17 protein-coding genes are annotated in these 16,674 nt (G+C 70.9%); 7 read left to right on the top strand and 10 right to left on the bottom strand.

The window, feature by feature from the left end; genetic code table 11:
- Window position 1: 1 nt before the first annotated feature.
- From AB0M99_RS33435 to AB0M99_RS33425, 3 genes are all read right to left on the bottom strand, one after another.
- Window positions 2-799, bottom strand: a complete 798-nt coding sequence (locus AB0M99_RS33435) for a VOC family protein (RefSeq protein WP_365927250.1) — start codon at window positions 797-799, stop codon at window positions 2-4.
- Between the two features lie 168 nt (window positions 800-967).
- Window positions 968-1,258, bottom strand: coding sequence for a hypothetical protein (locus tag AB0M99_RS33430; RefSeq protein ID WP_365927218.1), 291 nt, complete (start codon window positions 1,256-1,258; stop codon window positions 968-970).
- Complete coding sequence (locus AB0M99_RS33425) at window positions 1,255-1,602, bottom strand: DUF6247 family protein (RefSeq protein WP_365927216.1); 348 nt, start codon at window positions 1,600-1,602, stop codon at window positions 1,255-1,257. Before AB0M99_RS33425 ends, AB0M99_RS33430 begins: the two co-directional genes overlap by 4 nt.
- A gap of 183 nt (window positions 1,603-1,785) precedes the next feature.
- Between AB0M99_RS33425 and AB0M99_RS33420 the strand changes: the two genes are divergently transcribed.
- Complete coding sequence (locus AB0M99_RS33420; RefSeq protein WP_365927214.1) at window positions 1,786-2,163, top strand: hypothetical protein; 378 nt, start codon at window positions 1,786-1,788, stop codon at window positions 2,161-2,163.
- A 51-nt stretch (window positions 2,164-2,214) separates the two neighbouring features.
- Here the strand turns inward: AB0M99_RS33420 and argS are convergent, their stop codons facing one another.
- Entirely contained in the window at window positions 2,215-4,017 is a 1,803-nt protein-coding gene (gene argS, locus AB0M99_RS33415; RefSeq protein ID WP_365927212.1) for an arginine--tRNA ligase, read from the bottom strand.
- Window positions 4,018-4,185: 168 nt separating this feature from the next.
- On the opposite strand from argS, the gene lysS reads away from it, so the two are divergent.
- Together lysS and AB0M99_RS33405 are read left to right on the top strand one after the other, a co-directional pair.
- A complete protein-coding gene (gene lysS, locus AB0M99_RS33410) occupies window positions 4,186-5,949 on the top strand; it encodes a lysine--tRNA ligase (protein ID WP_365927210.1) in 1,764 nt (587 codons plus the stop codon).
- Window positions 5,950-6,085: 136 nt separating this feature from the next.
- The gene (locus AB0M99_RS33405) at window positions 6,086-7,381 is read left to right on the top strand and encodes a serine hydrolase domain-containing protein (RefSeq protein ID WP_365927208.1); all 1,296 of its coding nucleotides are present in this window, start codon (window positions 6,086-6,088) and stop codon (window positions 7,379-7,381) included.
- Here AB0M99_RS33405 and AB0M99_RS33400 read toward each other — a convergent pair.
- The 3 genes from AB0M99_RS33400 to AB0M99_RS33390 all read right to left on the bottom strand — a co-directional run bounded on the left by AB0M99_RS33400 (window position 7,378) and on the right by AB0M99_RS33390 (window position 10,677).
- A complete protein-coding gene (locus AB0M99_RS33400; RefSeq protein WP_365927206.1) occupies window positions 7,378-8,721 on the bottom strand; it encodes a DUF2637 domain-containing protein in 1,344 nt (447 codons plus the stop codon). The two genes, AB0M99_RS33405 and AB0M99_RS33400, sit on opposite strands and share 4 nt — an antisense overlap.
- Window positions 8,722-8,884: 163 nt before the next feature.
- A complete protein-coding gene (locus tag AB0M99_RS33395; protein ID WP_365927204.1) occupies window positions 8,885-9,655 on the bottom strand; it encodes a DUF3558 family protein in 771 nt (256 codons plus the stop codon).
- A 149-nt stretch (window positions 9,656-9,804) separates the two neighbouring features.
- Window positions 9,805-10,677, bottom strand: a complete 873-nt coding sequence (locus AB0M99_RS33390; RefSeq protein ID WP_365927202.1) for a DUF3558 domain-containing protein — start codon at window positions 10,675-10,677, stop codon at window positions 9,805-9,807.
- 171 nt (window positions 10,678-10,848) lie between these two features.
- On the opposite strand from AB0M99_RS33390, the gene AB0M99_RS33385 reads away from it, so the two are divergent.
- The 3 genes from AB0M99_RS33385 (at window position 10,849) to AB0M99_RS33375 (ending at window position 13,977) form a co-directional block, all read left to right on the top strand.
- Window positions 10,849-12,042, top strand: a complete 1,194-nt coding sequence (locus AB0M99_RS33385) for an RtcB family protein (RefSeq protein WP_365927200.1) — start codon at window positions 10,849-10,851, stop codon at window positions 12,040-12,042.
- A gap of 268 nt (window positions 12,043-12,310) precedes the next feature.
- Window positions 12,311-13,264 (top strand): hypothetical protein, encoded by a 954-nt coding sequence (locus tag AB0M99_RS33380; RefSeq protein WP_365927198.1) that lies wholly within the window; start codon window positions 12,311-12,313, stop codon window positions 13,262-13,264.
- 56 nt (window positions 13,265-13,320) lie between these two features.
- Window positions 13,321-13,977 carry a polysaccharide deacetylase family protein gene (locus AB0M99_RS33375; protein WP_365927196.1) on the top strand — a complete coding sequence of 219 codons (657 nt, stop codon included), beginning with the start codon at window positions 13,321-13,323 and terminating at the stop codon, window positions 13,975-13,977.
- Between the two features lie 20 nt (window positions 13,978-13,997).
- On the opposite strand, the gene AB0M99_RS33370 is transcribed toward AB0M99_RS33375, so the two are convergent.
- Both AB0M99_RS33370 and AB0M99_RS33365 read right to left on the bottom strand, forming a co-directional pair.
- A complete protein-coding gene (locus AB0M99_RS33370; protein ID WP_365927194.1) occupies window positions 13,998-14,759 on the bottom strand; it encodes an SDR family oxidoreductase in 762 nt (253 codons plus the stop codon).
- A gap of 63 nt (window positions 14,760-14,822) precedes the next feature.
- Window positions 14,823-15,155, bottom strand: coding sequence for a YnfA family protein (locus AB0M99_RS33365; protein ID WP_365927192.1), 333 nt, complete (start codon window positions 15,153-15,155; stop codon window positions 14,823-14,825).
- Window positions 15,156-15,284: 129 nt separating this feature from the next.
- Here AB0M99_RS33365 and AB0M99_RS33360 point away from each other — a divergent pair, with 129 nt between their 5' ends.
- Complete coding sequence (locus tag AB0M99_RS33360) at window positions 15,285-15,797, top strand: hypothetical protein (RefSeq protein ID WP_365927190.1); 513 nt, start codon at window positions 15,285-15,287, stop codon at window positions 15,795-15,797.
- Between the two features lie 31 nt (window positions 15,798-15,828).
- On the opposite strand, the gene AB0M99_RS33355 is transcribed toward AB0M99_RS33360, so the two are convergent.
- Window positions 15,829-16,566 carry a Mut7-C RNAse domain-containing protein gene (locus tag AB0M99_RS33355; protein WP_365927188.1) on the bottom strand — a complete coding sequence of 246 codons (738 nt, stop codon included), beginning with the start codon at window positions 16,564-16,566 and terminating at the stop codon, window positions 15,829-15,831.
- Window positions 16,567-16,674 lie beyond the last annotated feature (108 nt).

The following is a 16,674-nucleotide window of genomic DNA, read 5'->3' as shown; positions in this document are numbered from 1 at the left end:
GTCAGGCGGGCTGTTCCGGGGCGGTTGCCGTGATGACGGAGAAGCCGCCGCCCTGGGGGTCAGCGAGGACGGCCATGCGGCCCGCGACCATGTCGAAGGCGGGGGCGAGGACGGTGCCGCCGGCGCGGACGGCGGCGGCCTGGATGCTGTCGACGTCGTCGACGTGGAAGTACGGCATCCAGTGCGGCGGGACGCCGGGCGGCAGCTTGCTCATGTCCATCATCCCGCCCACCGCGCGGCCGCCGACCATGAACTCCGTGTAGCCGTCGGCGCCGGGCATCTTGGAGGCGGTCGTGGTGACGGGCAGTACGGCGGTGTAGAACGCGGCCGCGGCCGGGATGTCGCTGGTGGTCAGCTCGTTCCAGATGAGGGCGCCGTGCTCGTTGACGATGCCCGCGCCGTCGAAGGTGCCGGGCTCCCACAGGCCCACAACGGCTCCGGTGGGGTCGGTGATCACGGCCATGCGGCCGAGGTCCATGACGTCCATCGGGCCCGTCATGACCGTGCCGTGCGCGTCGGTGACGGCCTTGACGGCGGAGTCGATGGAGTCGGTCGACAGGTACGTGGTCCACACGGTGGGCGGCATCGGGTCGGGCGTCGTCCCGTCCGGGTTCATCGCCTTCATGATCCCGGCGACCGGCTTGCCCTTGAGGGTGCAGACGGAGTACCCGCCGGTCTCGGCCGGGCCGATCTCGCCCTGCCAGCCGAAGAGGTCGCAGTAGAAGTCGAGGGCCGCCTGCTGGTCGGGGACCATCAGGTCGATCCAGCACGGAGTGCCGGGCTTGTACGGGCCGTTCATGTCGGGCACGGATGCCTCCGGGGTGAGTACCGCTGGGGGAAGGACGGGCCGTCCCCTACCCGGCCCGTACGGCCCGAACCGGGCCGAACGGGTGACGTCCTCCTCGGAGTTCGGCTCCCTTGCGCGAGGTGGCCGACACGTCGGCGGGGCCGACCGCGTTCGGAGGGGTCACTGCCAGAAGATCTCTTCCACCACGATCTGGGGTTCGGCCACTCGGGGGAGGAACGTGAACAGGATCCATCCGCGATAGCCGTCGAAGTACGCGATGTGCGGGCCGCGGGGCAGGGTGGACCGTGCGGGTTCCACGTTCTCTCCCCGGTAGGGGTTGCGGGCGGTCCGCAGCTCGAAGAGGGCTTCCCAGAGCGCCTCGCGAGCCCCGTCGGCAAGGGCGAGCCGGTACTTCTCGGCGTCCTGCGTGCAGTCCACGGCCCACGGTGGCCCGGTGAACTCCTCGCTCACTCGCCGGGTTCCAGTTCGCGCAGCGCGTGCCGGATGCGCGAGGCCTCGTCGAGGAGCTTGCGGGCGGCTTCGGCGTGCGTGGCTCCAGCCGCCTGAGCTTCGAGATCCTTGACGCGGCGGTCGAGCTCGGGGTCGCGCGCGAGGGCGTACTCGCCCCACCAGCGGGCCATGAATGCAGGGACGGGCCCGATGTCGTACGCGTCGGCGATCTGCTGTCGCCATGCGGCGTCGAAGTCCGGCAGGAGGGCCGGGGCGTGGGCGGCTATGGCGGCTCGCACGGCCTTCGGGGTGTACTCCGGCATCGGCGGCACCGATCCACCAGGCGCAGGCGTCGCGGTCGTCATTTCCGGTTCCTCCTCGGATCGGACGCCCTCCACCCTAGCCGTCCGGCTCGGACCCGGTCCGGGAAACGCGACGGCCCCCGGGGCGCGGCCTTCGTTAGGTCCGCGTCGTGCCCGGCGTTAGGCCACTGCGGGAGCGTTCCGTCCGACGGATCCGCCCCGCCGCAGCCGGGCCAGACGTACGTCGTGGCGCCCAAGGACACGCCCGACCAGTGGCTCGGCGACAACGACTGGATGGGCAGCGTCGTGTGCCAGGCCAGTCGGCTCTGGTACGGCAGCCGGCACGACAACGCCGTGTGGCGGGTGGCCGGACACGCCGACGGCTCCATATCGCTGGTGAACATGGACGCGGCGGACGACGAGTGGAAGCTGGCGTCGGCCGGCGAGGGGATCCGCGTCGCCGAGGGAGGCGGCGACCAGTTCAACTGGGACGTGGTCGCCGGACCCGGCGGGTCGGTCGCGCTGCAGAACAGGCAGACGCGGCGGTTCCTGTCCGTCGTGGCCGGGGCGGTGGTCGGAACCTTCCAGGCCTACTACTGGTACATGACCAACGCACGCCCCTGAAACGACGCCGGCCCCGCCTCCCGGGAAGGGGGCGGGGCCGGCCGGCGTGCGTCAGAGCTTCTCGGGGGTGCGGATGCCGAGGAGGGACATGCCCTTGGTGAGGGTGCGGGCGGTCAGGTCGCACAGGAACAGGCGGTTCTCGACCTGCTCCGGGGTGTCGGCCTTGAGGACCGGGCACTCCGCGTAGAACGACGTGTACAGCGACGCCAGCTGGTAGAGGTACGCCGCCAGCTTGTGCGGCGCGTACTCCCCGGCCGCCTCGGCGATGAGCTCGCCGAACTGGTCCAGGTGCAGGCCCAGCGCGCGCTCGGTCGGTTCGAGGGCCAGCTCCGCGTGGGCGGCGGGCCGCGCTTCCCCGGCCTTGCGGAGGATCGACTGGATGCGGGCGTACGCGTACTGGAGGTACACGGACGTGTCGCCGGTCAGTGACACCATCTGGTCGAGGTCGAACTTGTAGTCACGGGCCGCCGACGTCGACAGGTCCGCGTACTTGACCGCGCCGATGCCGACCTGGGCCGCGCGCTCGGCGATCTCGCCCTCGGTCAGGTCCTGGGCCTTCTCGCGCACGACGGTGGCCGCCCGCTCCACGGCCTCGTCCAGCAGGTCCACCAGCCGGACCGTCTCGCCCTCGCGGGTCTTGAACGGCTTGCCGTCCTTGCCGAGGACCGTGCCGAAGGCCAGCTGGTGGGCCTTGACCCCGTCGTTCAGCCAGCCCGCGCGGCGGGCCGTCTCGAAGACCATCTTGAAGTGCAGGGACTGCCTGGCGTCCACGACGTAGATCAGCGACGACGCCTTCAGGTTGTCGACGCGGTCCCGGATCGCCGAGAGGTCGGTCGCCGCGTACCCGAAGCCGCCGTCCGACTTCTGCACGATCAGCGGGGTCGGGTTGCCGTCCGGGCCCTTGACGTCGTCGAAGAAGACGCACAGCGCGCCGTTGGAGCGGACGGCGACGCCCGAGTCCTCCAGCAGCTTGCAGGTCTCGGTCAGCATGTCGTTGTAGCCGGACTCGCCGACCACGTCGGGGTCCTGGATGTCCATGTCCAGCTTGTTGAAGACGGAGTAGAAGTAGATCTTCGACTCGTCCACGAACCGCTGCCACATGGCCAGCGTCTCCGGCTCGCCGGCCTGGAGGTCCACCACCCGGGCCCGGGCACGGGTCTTGAACTCCTCGTCGGAGTCGAAGAGCGCGCGCGAGGCCTTGTAGAGGCGGTTGAGGTTGGACATGGCCTCCTCACCGGAGGCCTCCCCGTCGCCCTCGGACTTGTGGTCCAGCTCGTGCGGGTGCTCAAGCAGGTACTGGATGAGCATGCCGAACTGGGTGCCCCAGTCGCCGATGTGGTGGCGGCGGACCACGGTCTCGCCCGTGAACTCCAGGATCTCGACCATCGCGGCGCCGATCACGGCGGACCGCAGGTGCCCGACGTGCATCTCCTTGGCGACGTTCGGCTGCGCGTAGTCGATCACCGTGGTGCCCGGCCGCTCGGCGAGCGGCACGCCGAGGCGGTCGTCGGCGGCGCGCGCCGCGAGGGTCTCGATGATCGCCCTGTCGGTGATCGTGATGTTGAGGAAGCCGGGGCCCGAGACCTCGATCTCCCGGATCAGGTCACCGGTCGGGATGCCCTCGACCACGGTCGTCGCCAGCTCGCGCGGGTTGGCCTTGGCCTTCTTCGCGAGCGCCAGGATGCCGTTGGCCTGGAAGTCGGCCCGGTCGCTTCGTCGCAGCATGGGGTCTCCCCAGCCCGCAGGGCGAGGGGAAGGGTCGGCACTGTCGGAGCCTGCCTTCAGCACCGCCGCCGCGAGGGCGTCCGCGACGCGCTGATTGACGGAAGAAGCGAGGGAAGGGACCGAGGCCATGAGCTGCCGTTCCTGTGAGGTCGTGCCTGAGCGTGCACTTGGTTGTTCCGACAAGAGCCGAGTATCCCACGCGGGTGCCTTCGGTTTCACGGGAGAAAACAACCTCGGAGCCCCCGGTTCCGTCTGGGAGAATGGCATCAGCCAGCATTCGAGATAGAAGGACGTGTCGTGGCTCAGAGCGCCCAGAGCAGCACCGAGACCGACTGGGTCTCCCGTTTCGCGGACGAGGTCATCGCCGAGGCGGAGCGCCGAGCCCCGGGCGCGAAAGCATCAGTCGCTACCGCTCCGGGCATCGTCGTCGCGTCCGGACTCTCCCCCTCCGGCCCGATCCACCTGGGCAACCTTCGCGAGGTCATGACCCCGCACCTGGTCGCGGACGAGATCCGCCGCCGGGGCATCGAGGTCCGCCACGTCCTGTCCTGGGACGACTACGACCGCTACCGCAAGGTGCCCGCCGGCATTCCCGGCGTGGACCCCGAGACCTACGGCCAGTACATCGGCCGCCCGCTGACCTCCGTCCCCGCCCCGGCCGGCTCCGCGTACGCGAGCTGGGCCGAGCACTTCAAGGCCGCCATGGTCGAGGCGCTGGCCGAGCTGGGCGTCGAGTACGACCCGATCAGCCAGACCGAGCAGTACACGACCGGTGTCTACCGCGAGCAGGTGCTGCACGCGATGAAGCACCGCGCCGACATCGACGCCGTGCTCGACCAGTACCGCACCAAGCAGAAGCCGGGCGGCAAGAAGCCCCAGCAGAAGCAGGTCGACGAGGCCGAGCTGGAGGCCGCCGAGGGCTCCGGCGCGGCCGCCGAGGACGACGGCAGCAGCACCGAGGGCGGGTACTTCCCGTACAAGCCGTACTGCGGCGAGTGCGGCAAGGACTTCACCAAGGTCACCTCGTACGACGACGAGACCACCGAGCTGACCTACGTCTGCACCGAGGACGAGTTCACCGAGACGGTCAAGCTCAGCGAGTTCAACCGCGGCAAGCTCGTCTGGAAGGTCGACTGGCCGATGCGCTGGGCCTACGAGGGCGTGGTCTTCGAGCCCTCCGGCGTCGACCACTCCTCGCCCGGCTCGTCCTTCCAGGTCGGCGGGCAGATCGTGCACATCTTCGACGGCGAGCAGCCGATCGGCCCGATGTACGCCTTCGTCGGCATCAGCGGCATGGCCAAGATGTCCTCCAGCAAGGGCGGGGTCCCGACCCCGGCCGACGCGCTGAAGATCATGGAGCCGCAGCTGCTGCGCTGGCTGTACGCGCGCCGCCGCCCCAACCAGTCCTTCAAGATCGCCTTCGACCAGGAGATCCAGCGGCTCTACGACGAGTGGGACAAGCTGGAGGCGAAGGTCGCCGACGGCTCCGTGCTGCCCGCCGACGCCGCCGCGCACGCCCGCGCCGTCCGCGTCGCCTCGCACGAGCTGCCGCGCACCGCCCGCCCGATGCCGTACCGCACGCTCGCCTCGGTCGTCGACATCACCGCCGGGCACGACGAGCAGACGCTGCGCATCCTGAGCGACCTGGAGCCGGAGAAGCCGCTGGCCTCCCTGGACGAGGTGCGCCCGCGCCTGGACCGAGCCGAGAACTGGATCACCACCCAGGTCCCGGCCGACCAGCGGACCCTCGTACGCGAGGAGGCCGACACCGAGCTGCTGTCCTCGCTGGACGACGAGGGCCGCGAGTCGCTGCGGATGCTCGTGGACGGCCTGGACTCGCACTGGTCGCTCGACGGGCTGACCACGCTCGTCTACGGCGTGCCGAAGCTGATGGCCGGCCTGGAGGCCGACGCCAAGCCGACGCCGGAGCTCAAGGTCGCCCAGCGCACCTTCTTCGCGCTGCTGTACCGGCTGCTCGTGACCCGGGAGACCGGGCCGCGCCTGCCCACGCTGCTGCTCGCGGTCGGGGCGGACCGGGTGCGCAAGCTGCTGGCCGCGTAAGGCCGCGTAAGGCTGCCTACGCGTCGCGAAGGGCCCGTACCCCCCGGGGTGCGGGCCCCTTCCGCGTGCGGCCGTCCGAGTGCCGTGCCTAGGCTGGTGGGTGGAGTCTGCCGCCCCCTGGTGGGAGGAGCCTGCCGTGAGCTGCTGGAACAGGCGACTGCGCCGTACCTGGGTGGCCGTGGCCACGGCAGGACTGCTGGCCGTACCGGTATCGGCGGGGGCCGTGAACGCGGCGCCGGACCCATCGGTGTCGACGGGCACCGCGACCACCGGGGAAACGACCGCCGGGGACACGCAATTCCCGCAACTGACACCGGAGATCGCGCGGAAACTGGACGACGCGATCCGCAAGGTGCTGCGCGAGACCCGGGTGCCCGGGGTCATCGTGGGCGTGTGGGCGCCGGGCAAGGGCGAGTACATCCGCACCTTCGGCGTGTCCGACAAGGCCACCGGGAAGCCGATGGCCACCGACTTCAACTCGCGCATCGGCAGCGAGACGAAGACCTTCACGGTCACCGCCCTGCTCCAACTCGTCGACCAGCACAAGATCGCCGTCGACGACCCCATCGCCAAGTACATCGACGGCGTCCCCAACGGCGACAAGATCACCCTGCGCCAACTCGCCGAGATGCGCAGCGGGTTGTACAGCTACACCACCGACGAATCCTTCGCGAAGGACCTGTTCGCCGACCCGGAGCGCAGCTTCACCCCGCAGGAGCTCCTCGCGTACGCGTGGAAGCGCCCCGGGGTGCAGTTCCAGCCCGGCGAGCGCTTCGACTACTGCAACACCAACCTGATCCTGCTGGGGCTGGTGGTCGAGAAGATCACCGGGCGTCCGCTGAAGGACGTCATCGAACAGGACGTCCTGAAGCGCGCCGGCCTCAAGCGCACCGTCTTCCCCACGGACGCCGCCTTCCCCGAGCCGCACGCCCAGGGCTACTCGAACCAGACGGAGACCGGCAAGGTCGAGAACGTGACCGACTGGAACCCCTCCTGGGGCTGGGCCGCCGGTGCGATGATCTCCAACCTCCAGGACCTGCGGCGCTGGGCCGGCGTCCTGGCCGACGGCACGCTCCTGACGCCCGCCACGCAGGCCCAGCGCCTGAAGACCGAGCCCACCGGCATCGAGGGCGCCGGCTACGGCATGGGGATCTTCAACGTCCAGGGCTGGATCGGCCACAACGGCTCACTGCCCGGCTACCAGTCGCTGACGATCCATCTGCCCGGGCCGAAGGCCACCCTGGTGCTCCTGTCGAACACCGACATCTCGTACAACGGCTTCGAGCCGAGCGTCCTCTTCGGGCAGGCGATCACGAAGATCGTGAGCCCGGAGCACGTCTTCTTCCTGCCGAAGCCCGTATCGGAGCCGAAGCGGTCGGCGTCGCCGCCCACATCGCCGCCCGCGTCGCCGCCCGCGTCGCCGTCGTCCTAGGCGATGTGCTCGTTCTCCAGGTCGCGCTGGTAGCGCTGCTTGAGGTCCGGCATCATCTTGCGGATCATCGACGCGCTGCGCGGGTGCACGACACCGTGACGGTCCGACAGGTGTATGTCCACCTGTTCCGGGGTGGGGAACTGCGAGTGCTCGTCGATGTACGCGCGGAAGACCTCGTACGCCGTCTCGGCGAACTTGACCTCGTCGATCGGTGAGGTCTCCTCCTCGGGCTCCTCCTGGCGGGGGGCCGGGATCGGCAGTTCCTGCTGCTGCGGCTGCTGCTGGTCCTGGGGCTGCTGCGGGCCCGAGGGGGCCATGACCGGGGTCGGCTCCAGGCCGTCGACGTACTGGGGGTTGTAGCCGCCCTCGTACGCCGCCTGCGGGGCCAGCGGGGCCGCGAACCAGGCGCTGTTGTGCGCCGCGGGCATGGCCGTCGGGTCGACGGCGAAGGGCGCGGGGGCGTGCTGCGGCTCGGGCTGGGCCGGGGCGGGCTGCTGCCCGGGGGCCTGCTGCCCGGGCTGCTGGTCCGGCTGCTGGTCCGGCCAGGGCTCCGCCGGCTCCTGCTGCTCGGCCGCGCCCCCGCCCGCCGGCAGGGCCGGAGCCGTGGCCGCGGCGGCGACCGGGACGGCCGCGGCCGGGGGCAGCAGCACCGGGTCGATGCCCGCCGCCGCGAGGCCCTCGGGGGCCGTCTGCGACAGCGGGACGCCGATGCGGGCCAGCCGCAGCGGCATCAGCGCCTCCACGGGGGCCTTGCGGCGCCAGGCCCGCCCGTACCGGGCCTGGAGGCGGGCCTGGTAGATCAGCCGGTCCTGCTCCATGCCGACGGCCTGCTCGTAGGAGCGCAGCTCCCACAGCTTCATCCGGCGCCACAGCTTGAAGGTGGGCACGGGGGAGAGCAGCCAGCGCGTGATGCGCACGCCCTCCATGTGCCGGTCCGCGGTGATGTCCGCGATCCGGCCCACAGCGTGCCGGGCCGCCTCCACCGTGACCACGAACAGCACCGGGATCACGGCGTGCATGCCGACGCCCAGCGGATCCGGCCAGGCCGCAGCGCCGTTGAAGGCGATCGTCGCGATCGTCAGCAGCCACGCCGTCTGGCGCAGCAGCGGGAAGGGGATCCGGATCCACGTCAGCAGCAGGTCCAGCGCGAGCAGCACGCAGATGCCCGCGTCGATGCCGATCGGGAAGACCAGCGAGAAGCTGCCGAACCCTTTCTGCAGGGCGAGCGCGCGGACGGCGGCGTACGAACCCGCGAAACCGATCCCCGCGATGACGACGGCTCCGGCGACCACCACACCGATCAATATCCGGTGCGTACGAGTCAGCTGCATCGCGGCCACCCGCGGTCCCCTCCCCTTGTCGAGCTACGGCAGGCACAGCGTACGCGCGTACGGGGGAACGGACGTCGGCGGTCCGGTCGCGGTTCGGCCGTGGTTCGGCTGTGTCCGGGCTGTATCCCGGCTGTCGCGGGTGCTACTGCCGGGACTGGGACCGGGACTGGGGCTAGGACTGGGACTGGGACGGCGAGGCCTGCTGCTCCGGCTGCTTCTGCTGGTTGGCCGCGTCCACGGAGGCCACGGCCTCCTTCGCCGCCGCGATGGCGTCCTGGAGCAGCTTGCCCTGGTCCGGGGCGCCGGCGCCCTCGTAGGCGGCACCGTTGTAGTCGAGGGTGACGACCACGTTCTGGGTGCGGGCGATGATCGTGTTGTTGAAGAAGTCGCCGTCCTTCTTGGTGGTGAAGACGACCGACACGGCCTGGTCGCCGACGCCGCCGGCCTGCTCGGACTTCACGTCCGAGGCGCCCTCGGTGACCTTCGCCTTCGCGACCTGCTTGTTGAGCTCGTCCTCGGCGCGCTTGTTGCCGGGGCCGACGGACGCGAGCGAGTCGTAGCGGACCATGGAGATCGAGAGCCAGCGGTACTGCGAGCCCTTCAGACCGTCCTCGTCCAGGCCGTTCCAGGAGCAGCTGGCGCGGCTGGCCAGGTCGTTCGACTTGGCCGAGGTGCCGTTGTTGTCCTTCGCCTTCGGCACGAGCGACTCGATGGTCTTCGTCTGGACCGCCTTGCACGGGTCCGGCAGCGTGGCGTACGCCGCCTTCTCCAGGGCGGCCGACGGCTTCGAGCTCGGCTTGGACGAGGAGGACGAGTCGGACTTCTTGCCGGCGTCCGCGTTCGAGTCCTTGCCGGAGTCGGAGGAGCAGCCGGCGAGCGTGAGGACCACCGGGACGGCTGCGCAGGCGAGGACGCGGGTGAGGCGCGAGGCTGATCGGTGCATGGTTCCTTCAGACGTTGGGGGACTGCTTTTTCGGGCGTTTTCCGGGCGTTCTTCGGGCGCGGGACCGGAACAACCGTAGCCCGACCCGGCGCCCGCCTGCTGTGCGCGCCGTCACGCAGGCCCCGTACGCCCCCCGGTTGCGAGTCCGGCTACTCGTCGAAGCGGTCGACCAGGGCCTGCGCCAACTGGCGCGCCCTGTCCTGGGTTTCGCCGCTCGGCGGGACCGCGCCGGGCAGCGCGGGCTGCACGCTGTACTCGACGGTGACGATGACATTCGAGGTACGGAACACAATCCGCACGGTGCGCGACTGCGCGGCGGTGGCACCGGCCGGGCTGAGCTTGTCCTCCAGGAAGGCGTTGTTGCCGAGGCCCTCCAGGACCCGGGAGCCGAGCTCGACGGGGGCGGAGGAGGACGGCGACCCGGAGGGGGATCCGGAGGCGCCGCCGCCCGGGGTGGCCGGCGAGGAGGTGGGCGAGGCGGGGGGCGAGGACGGGGACGGGGTCGTCGACGGCGACTGGGCGTTCGACGGGGACGGGGACGTCACCACCCCGGGGAAGGGCAGGTGGGCGTCGGTGAGGCGGCGTACGAACACCTGCCGCGCCTTGTCGTCGTCGCTCGTGGTGGCCCGGTCGTAGGAGACCACCCGCTCGAAGGCGACCGACAGCAGCCGGGTGCCCTCGGGAGTCTGCGCGCTCCAGCGGCAGCCCACGTGCCGGTCGCCGTCGTACGAGGCGTCCGCGGCTCCGGCGTAGAGCTGCTCGCGCTGCTCGTCGGTGAGTCCGTCCGCGGCCGGGAGCATCGCCTTGACCCGCTTGCCGTCGACGGCCTTGCAGGGCGAGGGCAGGCTGCGGTACTTGCCCGGCTGGGCGACCGTGCCGGCGCTGTCGCCGGCCTTGGCGTCGGAGGTGATCCCGACGCCGTTGCCCGCGCTGCACCCGGTGAGGCCGGCCACCGCGAGCGCGGTGAGCATCGCGATGCCCGGAAGGACTTGCCGTACCTGCCGTACCGCCTTGCGCTGCACGTCCACTGGCTCCCCTCACGAAAAATGCGTTGCCGCGGTTCGGGCGCGGATGGACACAATGTCTATCGCACACGCTGGTGCTGGCGCCGGTCCTCTGTCGCTTTTAGGGCCAAGAGCGAGGCTTTTTGCGTATTCAGATTCTTCTGTGGTTAACGGGGTATTGAGGCCGAAATGTCGTATGTAGAGGTTCCCGGGGCGAAGGTCCCCATCCGGATGTGGACCGACCCGGCGTCGGTCGACGAGGGCGCGATGCGCCAGTTGCACAACACCGCTGGTCTTCCGTGGATCAAGGGTCTGGCCGTCATGCCGGACGTCCACTACGGCAAGGGCGCGACGGTCGGCTCGGTCATCGCCATGAAGGACGCGGTCTGCCCGGCGGCGGTGGGCGTGGATATCGGCTGCGGAATGTCGGCGGTGCGCACCTCCCTGACGGCGAACGACCTGCCGGGGGACCTGTCGGGCCTCCGCTCGAAGATCGAGCGGGCCATCCCGGTGGGGGCGGGGATGCACCGCGAGGCGGTGGACCCGGGGCGGCTGTACGGGTTCTCGGAGAACGGCTTCGGGGGCCTGTGGGAGCGCTTCGACTACGTCGCGGATGCGGTGAAGTTCCGGCGGGACCGGGCCATGCGACAAATGGGAACCCTCGGATCCGGAAATCATTTCATTGAACTTTCAACTGATATGTCCGGGGCGGTTTGGCTCATGCTGCACTCGGGCTCCCGGGGCATCGGCAACGGGCTGGCGGACTTCCACATCAACGTGGCCAGGGGGCTCTCGCACAACCAGGGCCTGGTCGATCGTGACCTCGCGGTGTTCCTCGCGGCGACCCCGGAGATGCAGGACTACCGCAACGACCTCTTCTGGGCGCAGGAGTACGCCAAGTACAACCGCGCCGTGATGATGAGCCTGCTCAAGGAAGTCATCCGCAGGGAGTTCCGCAAGGCGAAGGTCTCCTTCGACCACGAGATCAGCTGCCACCACAACTACGTGGCGGAGGAGCGGTACGACGGCATGGACCTGCTGGTCACCCGCAAGGGCGCGATCCGCGCCGGCAGCGGTGACTTCGGGATCATCCCGGGCTCGATGGGCACGGGCTCGTACATCGTCAAGGGCCTCGGCAACGAGAAGTCCTTCAACTCGGCCTCGCACGGCGCGGGCCGCAAGATGAGCCGTACGGCGGCGAAGAGGAAGTTCTCGGCGCACGACCTGGCGGAGCAGACCAAGGGCGTGGAGTGCCGCAAGGACTCGGGCGTCGTGGACGAGATCCCGGGCGCGTACAAGTCGATCGAGCAGGTCATCGACCAGCAGACCGACCTGGTCGAGGTCGTGGCCAAGCTCAAGGCCGTCGTCTGCGTCAAGGGCTGACGCCCGGGGTGCGGACGTCGGGGGTGCGAAGGGGCCCGGACCGATCACGGTCCGGGCCTCTTCGCGGTTGTGATTTCATTCGGCGGGGTTCTGTCGGGTGGGTGCTGTGGGGGGACGTTTCGTGGGTGGGTTCCGTGCTGGTCGGTGGCGGGTGTGGGTCGGTGTCGTCGGGGTGGTGGCCGTCGGGGTGGGCGGGTGTACGTCCGCGAAGGGTGAGGGGGAGGCGGGGGTCGCTCAGGCCGCGCCTTCGCCGGTGCCGACGGTGCCGATGGTGATCGGCAGGGAGCAGGCCGAGCAGGTCTTCAGCCGGTACGCCACCGAGAGCTTCGAAGCCGAGGAGCGGCGGGACGGGGAAGCGGTCGCCAGGTTGCAGACGGGGCAGCTGCTGGAGGAGAGCCGGGCCCGGTTCGGGCAGCTGGGGCAGGGGTTCAAGGTCGGGGTGGAGAGCCGTTATGCCCAGCCGGTGTTCCTGATTCCCGCGGAGCGGGACCAACAGGGCCACCCGCGTTCCTTCGTCGTGCTGAGCAAGCGGTCCTCGGATCCCGCGGCCCGGGAGACGGCCGTGCACTACTTCGTGCAGGAGGTGCCCGGCGGGGAGTGGAAGGCGGCTGCTGCGTCCCGGGTGAACGAGGGGCCGGCCACGCAGCCGAAGGAGGAGGTGCCCTACGGGCGTTCGGGGTTCGGGCTGCGGCACCAGGAGATCGCCCAGGTCGTGCGGGACGCCGCGGGGGCGGTGGTGCTGTCGCCGACTGCGGGTGCGGACCGGGAGGTGTGCGAGCGGTACGCGGAGTACACGACCTTCACCGCGCCGGACGGGGAGCCGCAGAGCGAGCACTTCGTGCCGGGGGATCTGACGTCCGGGATCGTGCGGGCGTACAACGGGGCGAATGAGGACCTGGACTACATCCGCAAGCGCTACCACTTCGAGGTGGTGGGCCAGGAGTTGCCGGTGGTGCGCCTGGCGGACGGCAAGTCCCTGGTCACCTGCTCCTACGTGCGGACGGATCACTGGTCGGGCCGGGACTCGGCGTTCCGCTACGGGACCGGCAGGTTCAACGACCTCGACGCGATGGTGGGCGGCGGGAACAAGTGGTGGCGGAACACGACCCTGCGGCGCAGTGTGACGGTGACCTTCGAGGTGCCGCAGGCCGGTCCCGCAGAGGTGGTGGGGGCCAACTCCCTCAAGCCGCCGCTGCTTTCGGGTGAAGGAACTCCGCGCTAGGGGATTGACGGGCAGAGTTGGTCTAGACCAAGGTGTGCGGCATGTGGAGATCCCGCGTGCTTCTTGCCGCGCTCGCGTCGTTGTCGCTCGCCCTCGGGGCCGCCGGGTCGGCCCAGGCGGGGGTGGGGCTGCCGCCCGTCGTGTCGCATGTGCCGACCCAGGAGAAGGTCGTCTTCATCACCATCGACGACGGCTGGAACCACGACCCGGAGGCCGCCCGGATCCTGCTGGAGAAGCGGGTGCCGGTCTCGCTGTTCCTGCTGCCGGGCGCGACCTCGTACGACACCGGGTACTTCACGCGGCTGGTCGACGAGGGCCGGGCCACCGTCGAGAACCACACCGTCAACCACCCCGATCTGACCGCGCTCGACGCGGCCGGCAAGGACGCCGAGGTGTGCGGGGCCGGCGAGCAGCTCGACGCGACCTTCGGGAGGACGCCGAAGCTGCTGCGGCCGCCGTACGGGGCCGTCAACGACGAGGTGCGGCTCGCGGCGAAGGCGTGCGGGGTCAAGGCCCTGGTGACGTGGACGTACGACTTCACCACCTGGAGCCAGACGCCGCCGACGCCGCGGCTGAAGGCCGGTGACATCGTGCTGCTGCACTTCACGCCCACGCTCGCGGCGGACCTCCAGCGGGCCCTGGACGCGGCGAAGGCCGCCGGGCTGAAGCCGGCGGCCCTCATGCCGCACCTGAGGACGGCCGGGCTGGTCTGAGGAGGCTCGGAGCTCAGAGCTCAGAGCTCGCGGTGGACCTTCGTGTTCGAGGCCTGCGCGCGGGGGCGCACCACCAGGAGGTCGATGTTGACGTGGCTGGGACGGGTCACCGCCCAGGTGATGGTGTCGGCCACGTCGTCGGCGGACAGGGGTTCCGCGACGCCCGCGTAGACCTTCTCCGCCTTCTCGGCGTCGCCGCGGAAGCGGGTCTTCGCGAACTCCTCGGTCTTGACCATGCCCGGGGCGATCTCGATGACGCGCACGGGCTGGCCGACGATCTCCAGGCGGAGGGTCTCGGCGAGGACGCGGGCGCCGTTCTTGGCGGCGACGTAGCCGGCGCCGCCCTCGTACGTGGAGTGTCCGGCCGTGGAGGACAGGACGACCACCGTGCCGTCGCCGGACTCGGTCAGCGCCGGGAGCAGGGCCTGGGTGACGTTGAGGGTGCCGATGACGTTGACCTCGTACATCGTGCGCCAGTCGGCGGGGTCGCCGGTGGCGACGGGCTCCGCGCCGATCGCGCCGCCGGCGTTGTTGACGAGCACGTCGCAGCGGCCGAGGAACGAGGCGAAGGCGTCGACGGCGGCGCGGTCGGTGACGTCGAGGGCGTACGCGGTCGCCTCGTGTCCGGCGTCGGTGAGCTCGGCGGCGAGGGCCTCGATGCGGTCCTTGCGGCGGGCCGTGAGGACGACGTGGTAGCCGGCGGCGGCGAGCTGCCGGGCGGTGGCCGCGCCGATGCCGCTGCTCGCTCCGGTGACTACGGCGGTTCGGGTGGCCGTGCTCATGTGCGGGCTCCTCGCTGTTGCTCGTTCGTTCGTACGGGCGATTCCTCGCCAGCATAGGTGGGGTCAGCGCCGGGGCGCGTACATGATCACGGCCATTCCCGCGAGGCAGACGAGGGCGCCGACGACGTCCCAGCGGTCGGGTCGGTAGCCGTCGGCGGCCATGCCCCAGAGGAGGGATCCGGCGACGAAGACTCCGCCGTAGGCCGCCAGTACGCGGGCGAAATCGCCCTGTGGCTGGAGGGTGGCGACGAAGCCGTAGAGGCCGAGGGCGATGACCCCGGCGCCGATCCAGGCCCAGCCCTTGTGTTCCTTCACGCCCTGCCAGACGAGCCAGGCGCCGCCGATCTCCAGGACGGCGGCGAGGGCGAAGAGGGCTGCGGAGCGGGCGATCAGCATGGCTCGAAGCCTACGGAAGCGGGTGCGGGCGGGTGCGCGGCGAATGGGGGACGGCTCGCCCTCATTCGTGTGATGGTCCGACTGGCGTGCGGGCGGGGTGGTTATCGTCCGCGCGAGGAGGTGGTCGCGGTGCGCCGAAGTGCCGTACGCAGTGTGGTGGTGGCGGGGTTGCTGGTGCTGGCGCTGGCCGGGGCCGGGGCCGGACCGGCGGGGGCCTGGGCCGGGGCCGGGGCCGCCGGGCCCGGGGCCGCCGGGGCTGCCGAGGCCGACGTGGCGTACCACGGGCGGGTCGCCCTGGCCGACGGGCAGCTGCGGATCTGGCTGGTCCCGGAGAACGAGGGGCCGTCCGAGCTGCCGAACGCGACCGTGCGCGTACGGCTGTCGGTGGACCTCGCCGACCGGCAGGAGCTGGCCGGGGGCTGTGCGCGGGCCGGGCTGCGCGAGGTGGTCTGCGAGACGGGGCCGCTGCCGCTGCACGGCCGGGGGCGGCACATCGGGCTCGTACTGGACCTGCGGGAGAGCGCGCCCGAGGTGGTGGTGCGGGTCGACACCTGGTGGAACGGCGGTGCGACCGACCGGGACCTCAGCAACAACGAGCACGTGGTGCTCGCGCTGGACACGGGGGACGCGTACGCGTTCTGAAGGCGGAGGCACCGACTCCGTACCTACGGGGCTACGGGGCGCCGACCCCGCCGAATTCGGCGACGGCCTCGTCGACGATGCGCTCCAGGCGGGCGTGGTGGGCCCCGCGCCAGTAGACGCGCTCGCAGTCGGTGCACTGGGCGAAGACGTCGTACGAGCGGTGGGTGCCGTCCTCCAGGCGGTCGCCGATGCTGTCCTTGGTGGCTTCCCGGAGCGGGCCGTTGCACGCGGTGCAGCGGGTCCAGGGCGCGAGGGCCGGGGCGAAGCGGCCGAGGACGTCGCGGAGTTGCTCGTCGGGGTTGTCGCTGTAGACGTACGCGCCGGCGAACAGCTCGCGGCGGCGCAGCAGTCCGCGGTCGCGGGAGAGCAGGACGCGCTGCTCGGCGGCGGATCGGGCGGCCAGGGCAGGGTCGCCGATGTCCTCGTTCTCGTACGCCGCGTCCACGCCGAGCAGGCGCAGGCGGCGGGCGAGGGTGCCGAGGTGGACGTCGAGGAGGAAGCGGAGCGGGGCCCCGGCGATGCGCTGGGGGCGGTCGACCCCGAACACCTCGACGGACTCGCCGGCGCGGGGCACGTAGGAGACGGGTGTCTCGGTGCCGTCGACGAGGATGCGGCCGACCTCGGTGAGCGGGACGCCGGTCGATTCGACGACGTGGCCGACGCTGGAGACGCCGTCGGTGGCCGTCGGTACCTGCTCTCCGCGCCGGCCGGGCGCGGCGAACACGTGCAGTTCGGGGGCGAGGGTGAGCTGAATGCCGGGTCCGTTCACCTGACTTCTCCCAGGATGCCCCGGCCTTCAGGCCGGGGAGGAATGGGTCCTTGGCACGGAGGCGCGGAGCGCCGGAGTTCCCTTCGCATCTGTTCTGACCTGCACTCT

The sequence above is a fragment of the Streptomyces sp. NPDC051183 genome, from assembly GCF_040682455.1.
In the GTDB taxonomy this organism is placed as follows: domain Bacteria; phylum Actinomycetota; class Actinomycetes; order Streptomycetales; family Streptomycetaceae; genus Streptomyces.
This window is presented reverse-complemented; position numbering and strand designations above follow the sequence as displayed.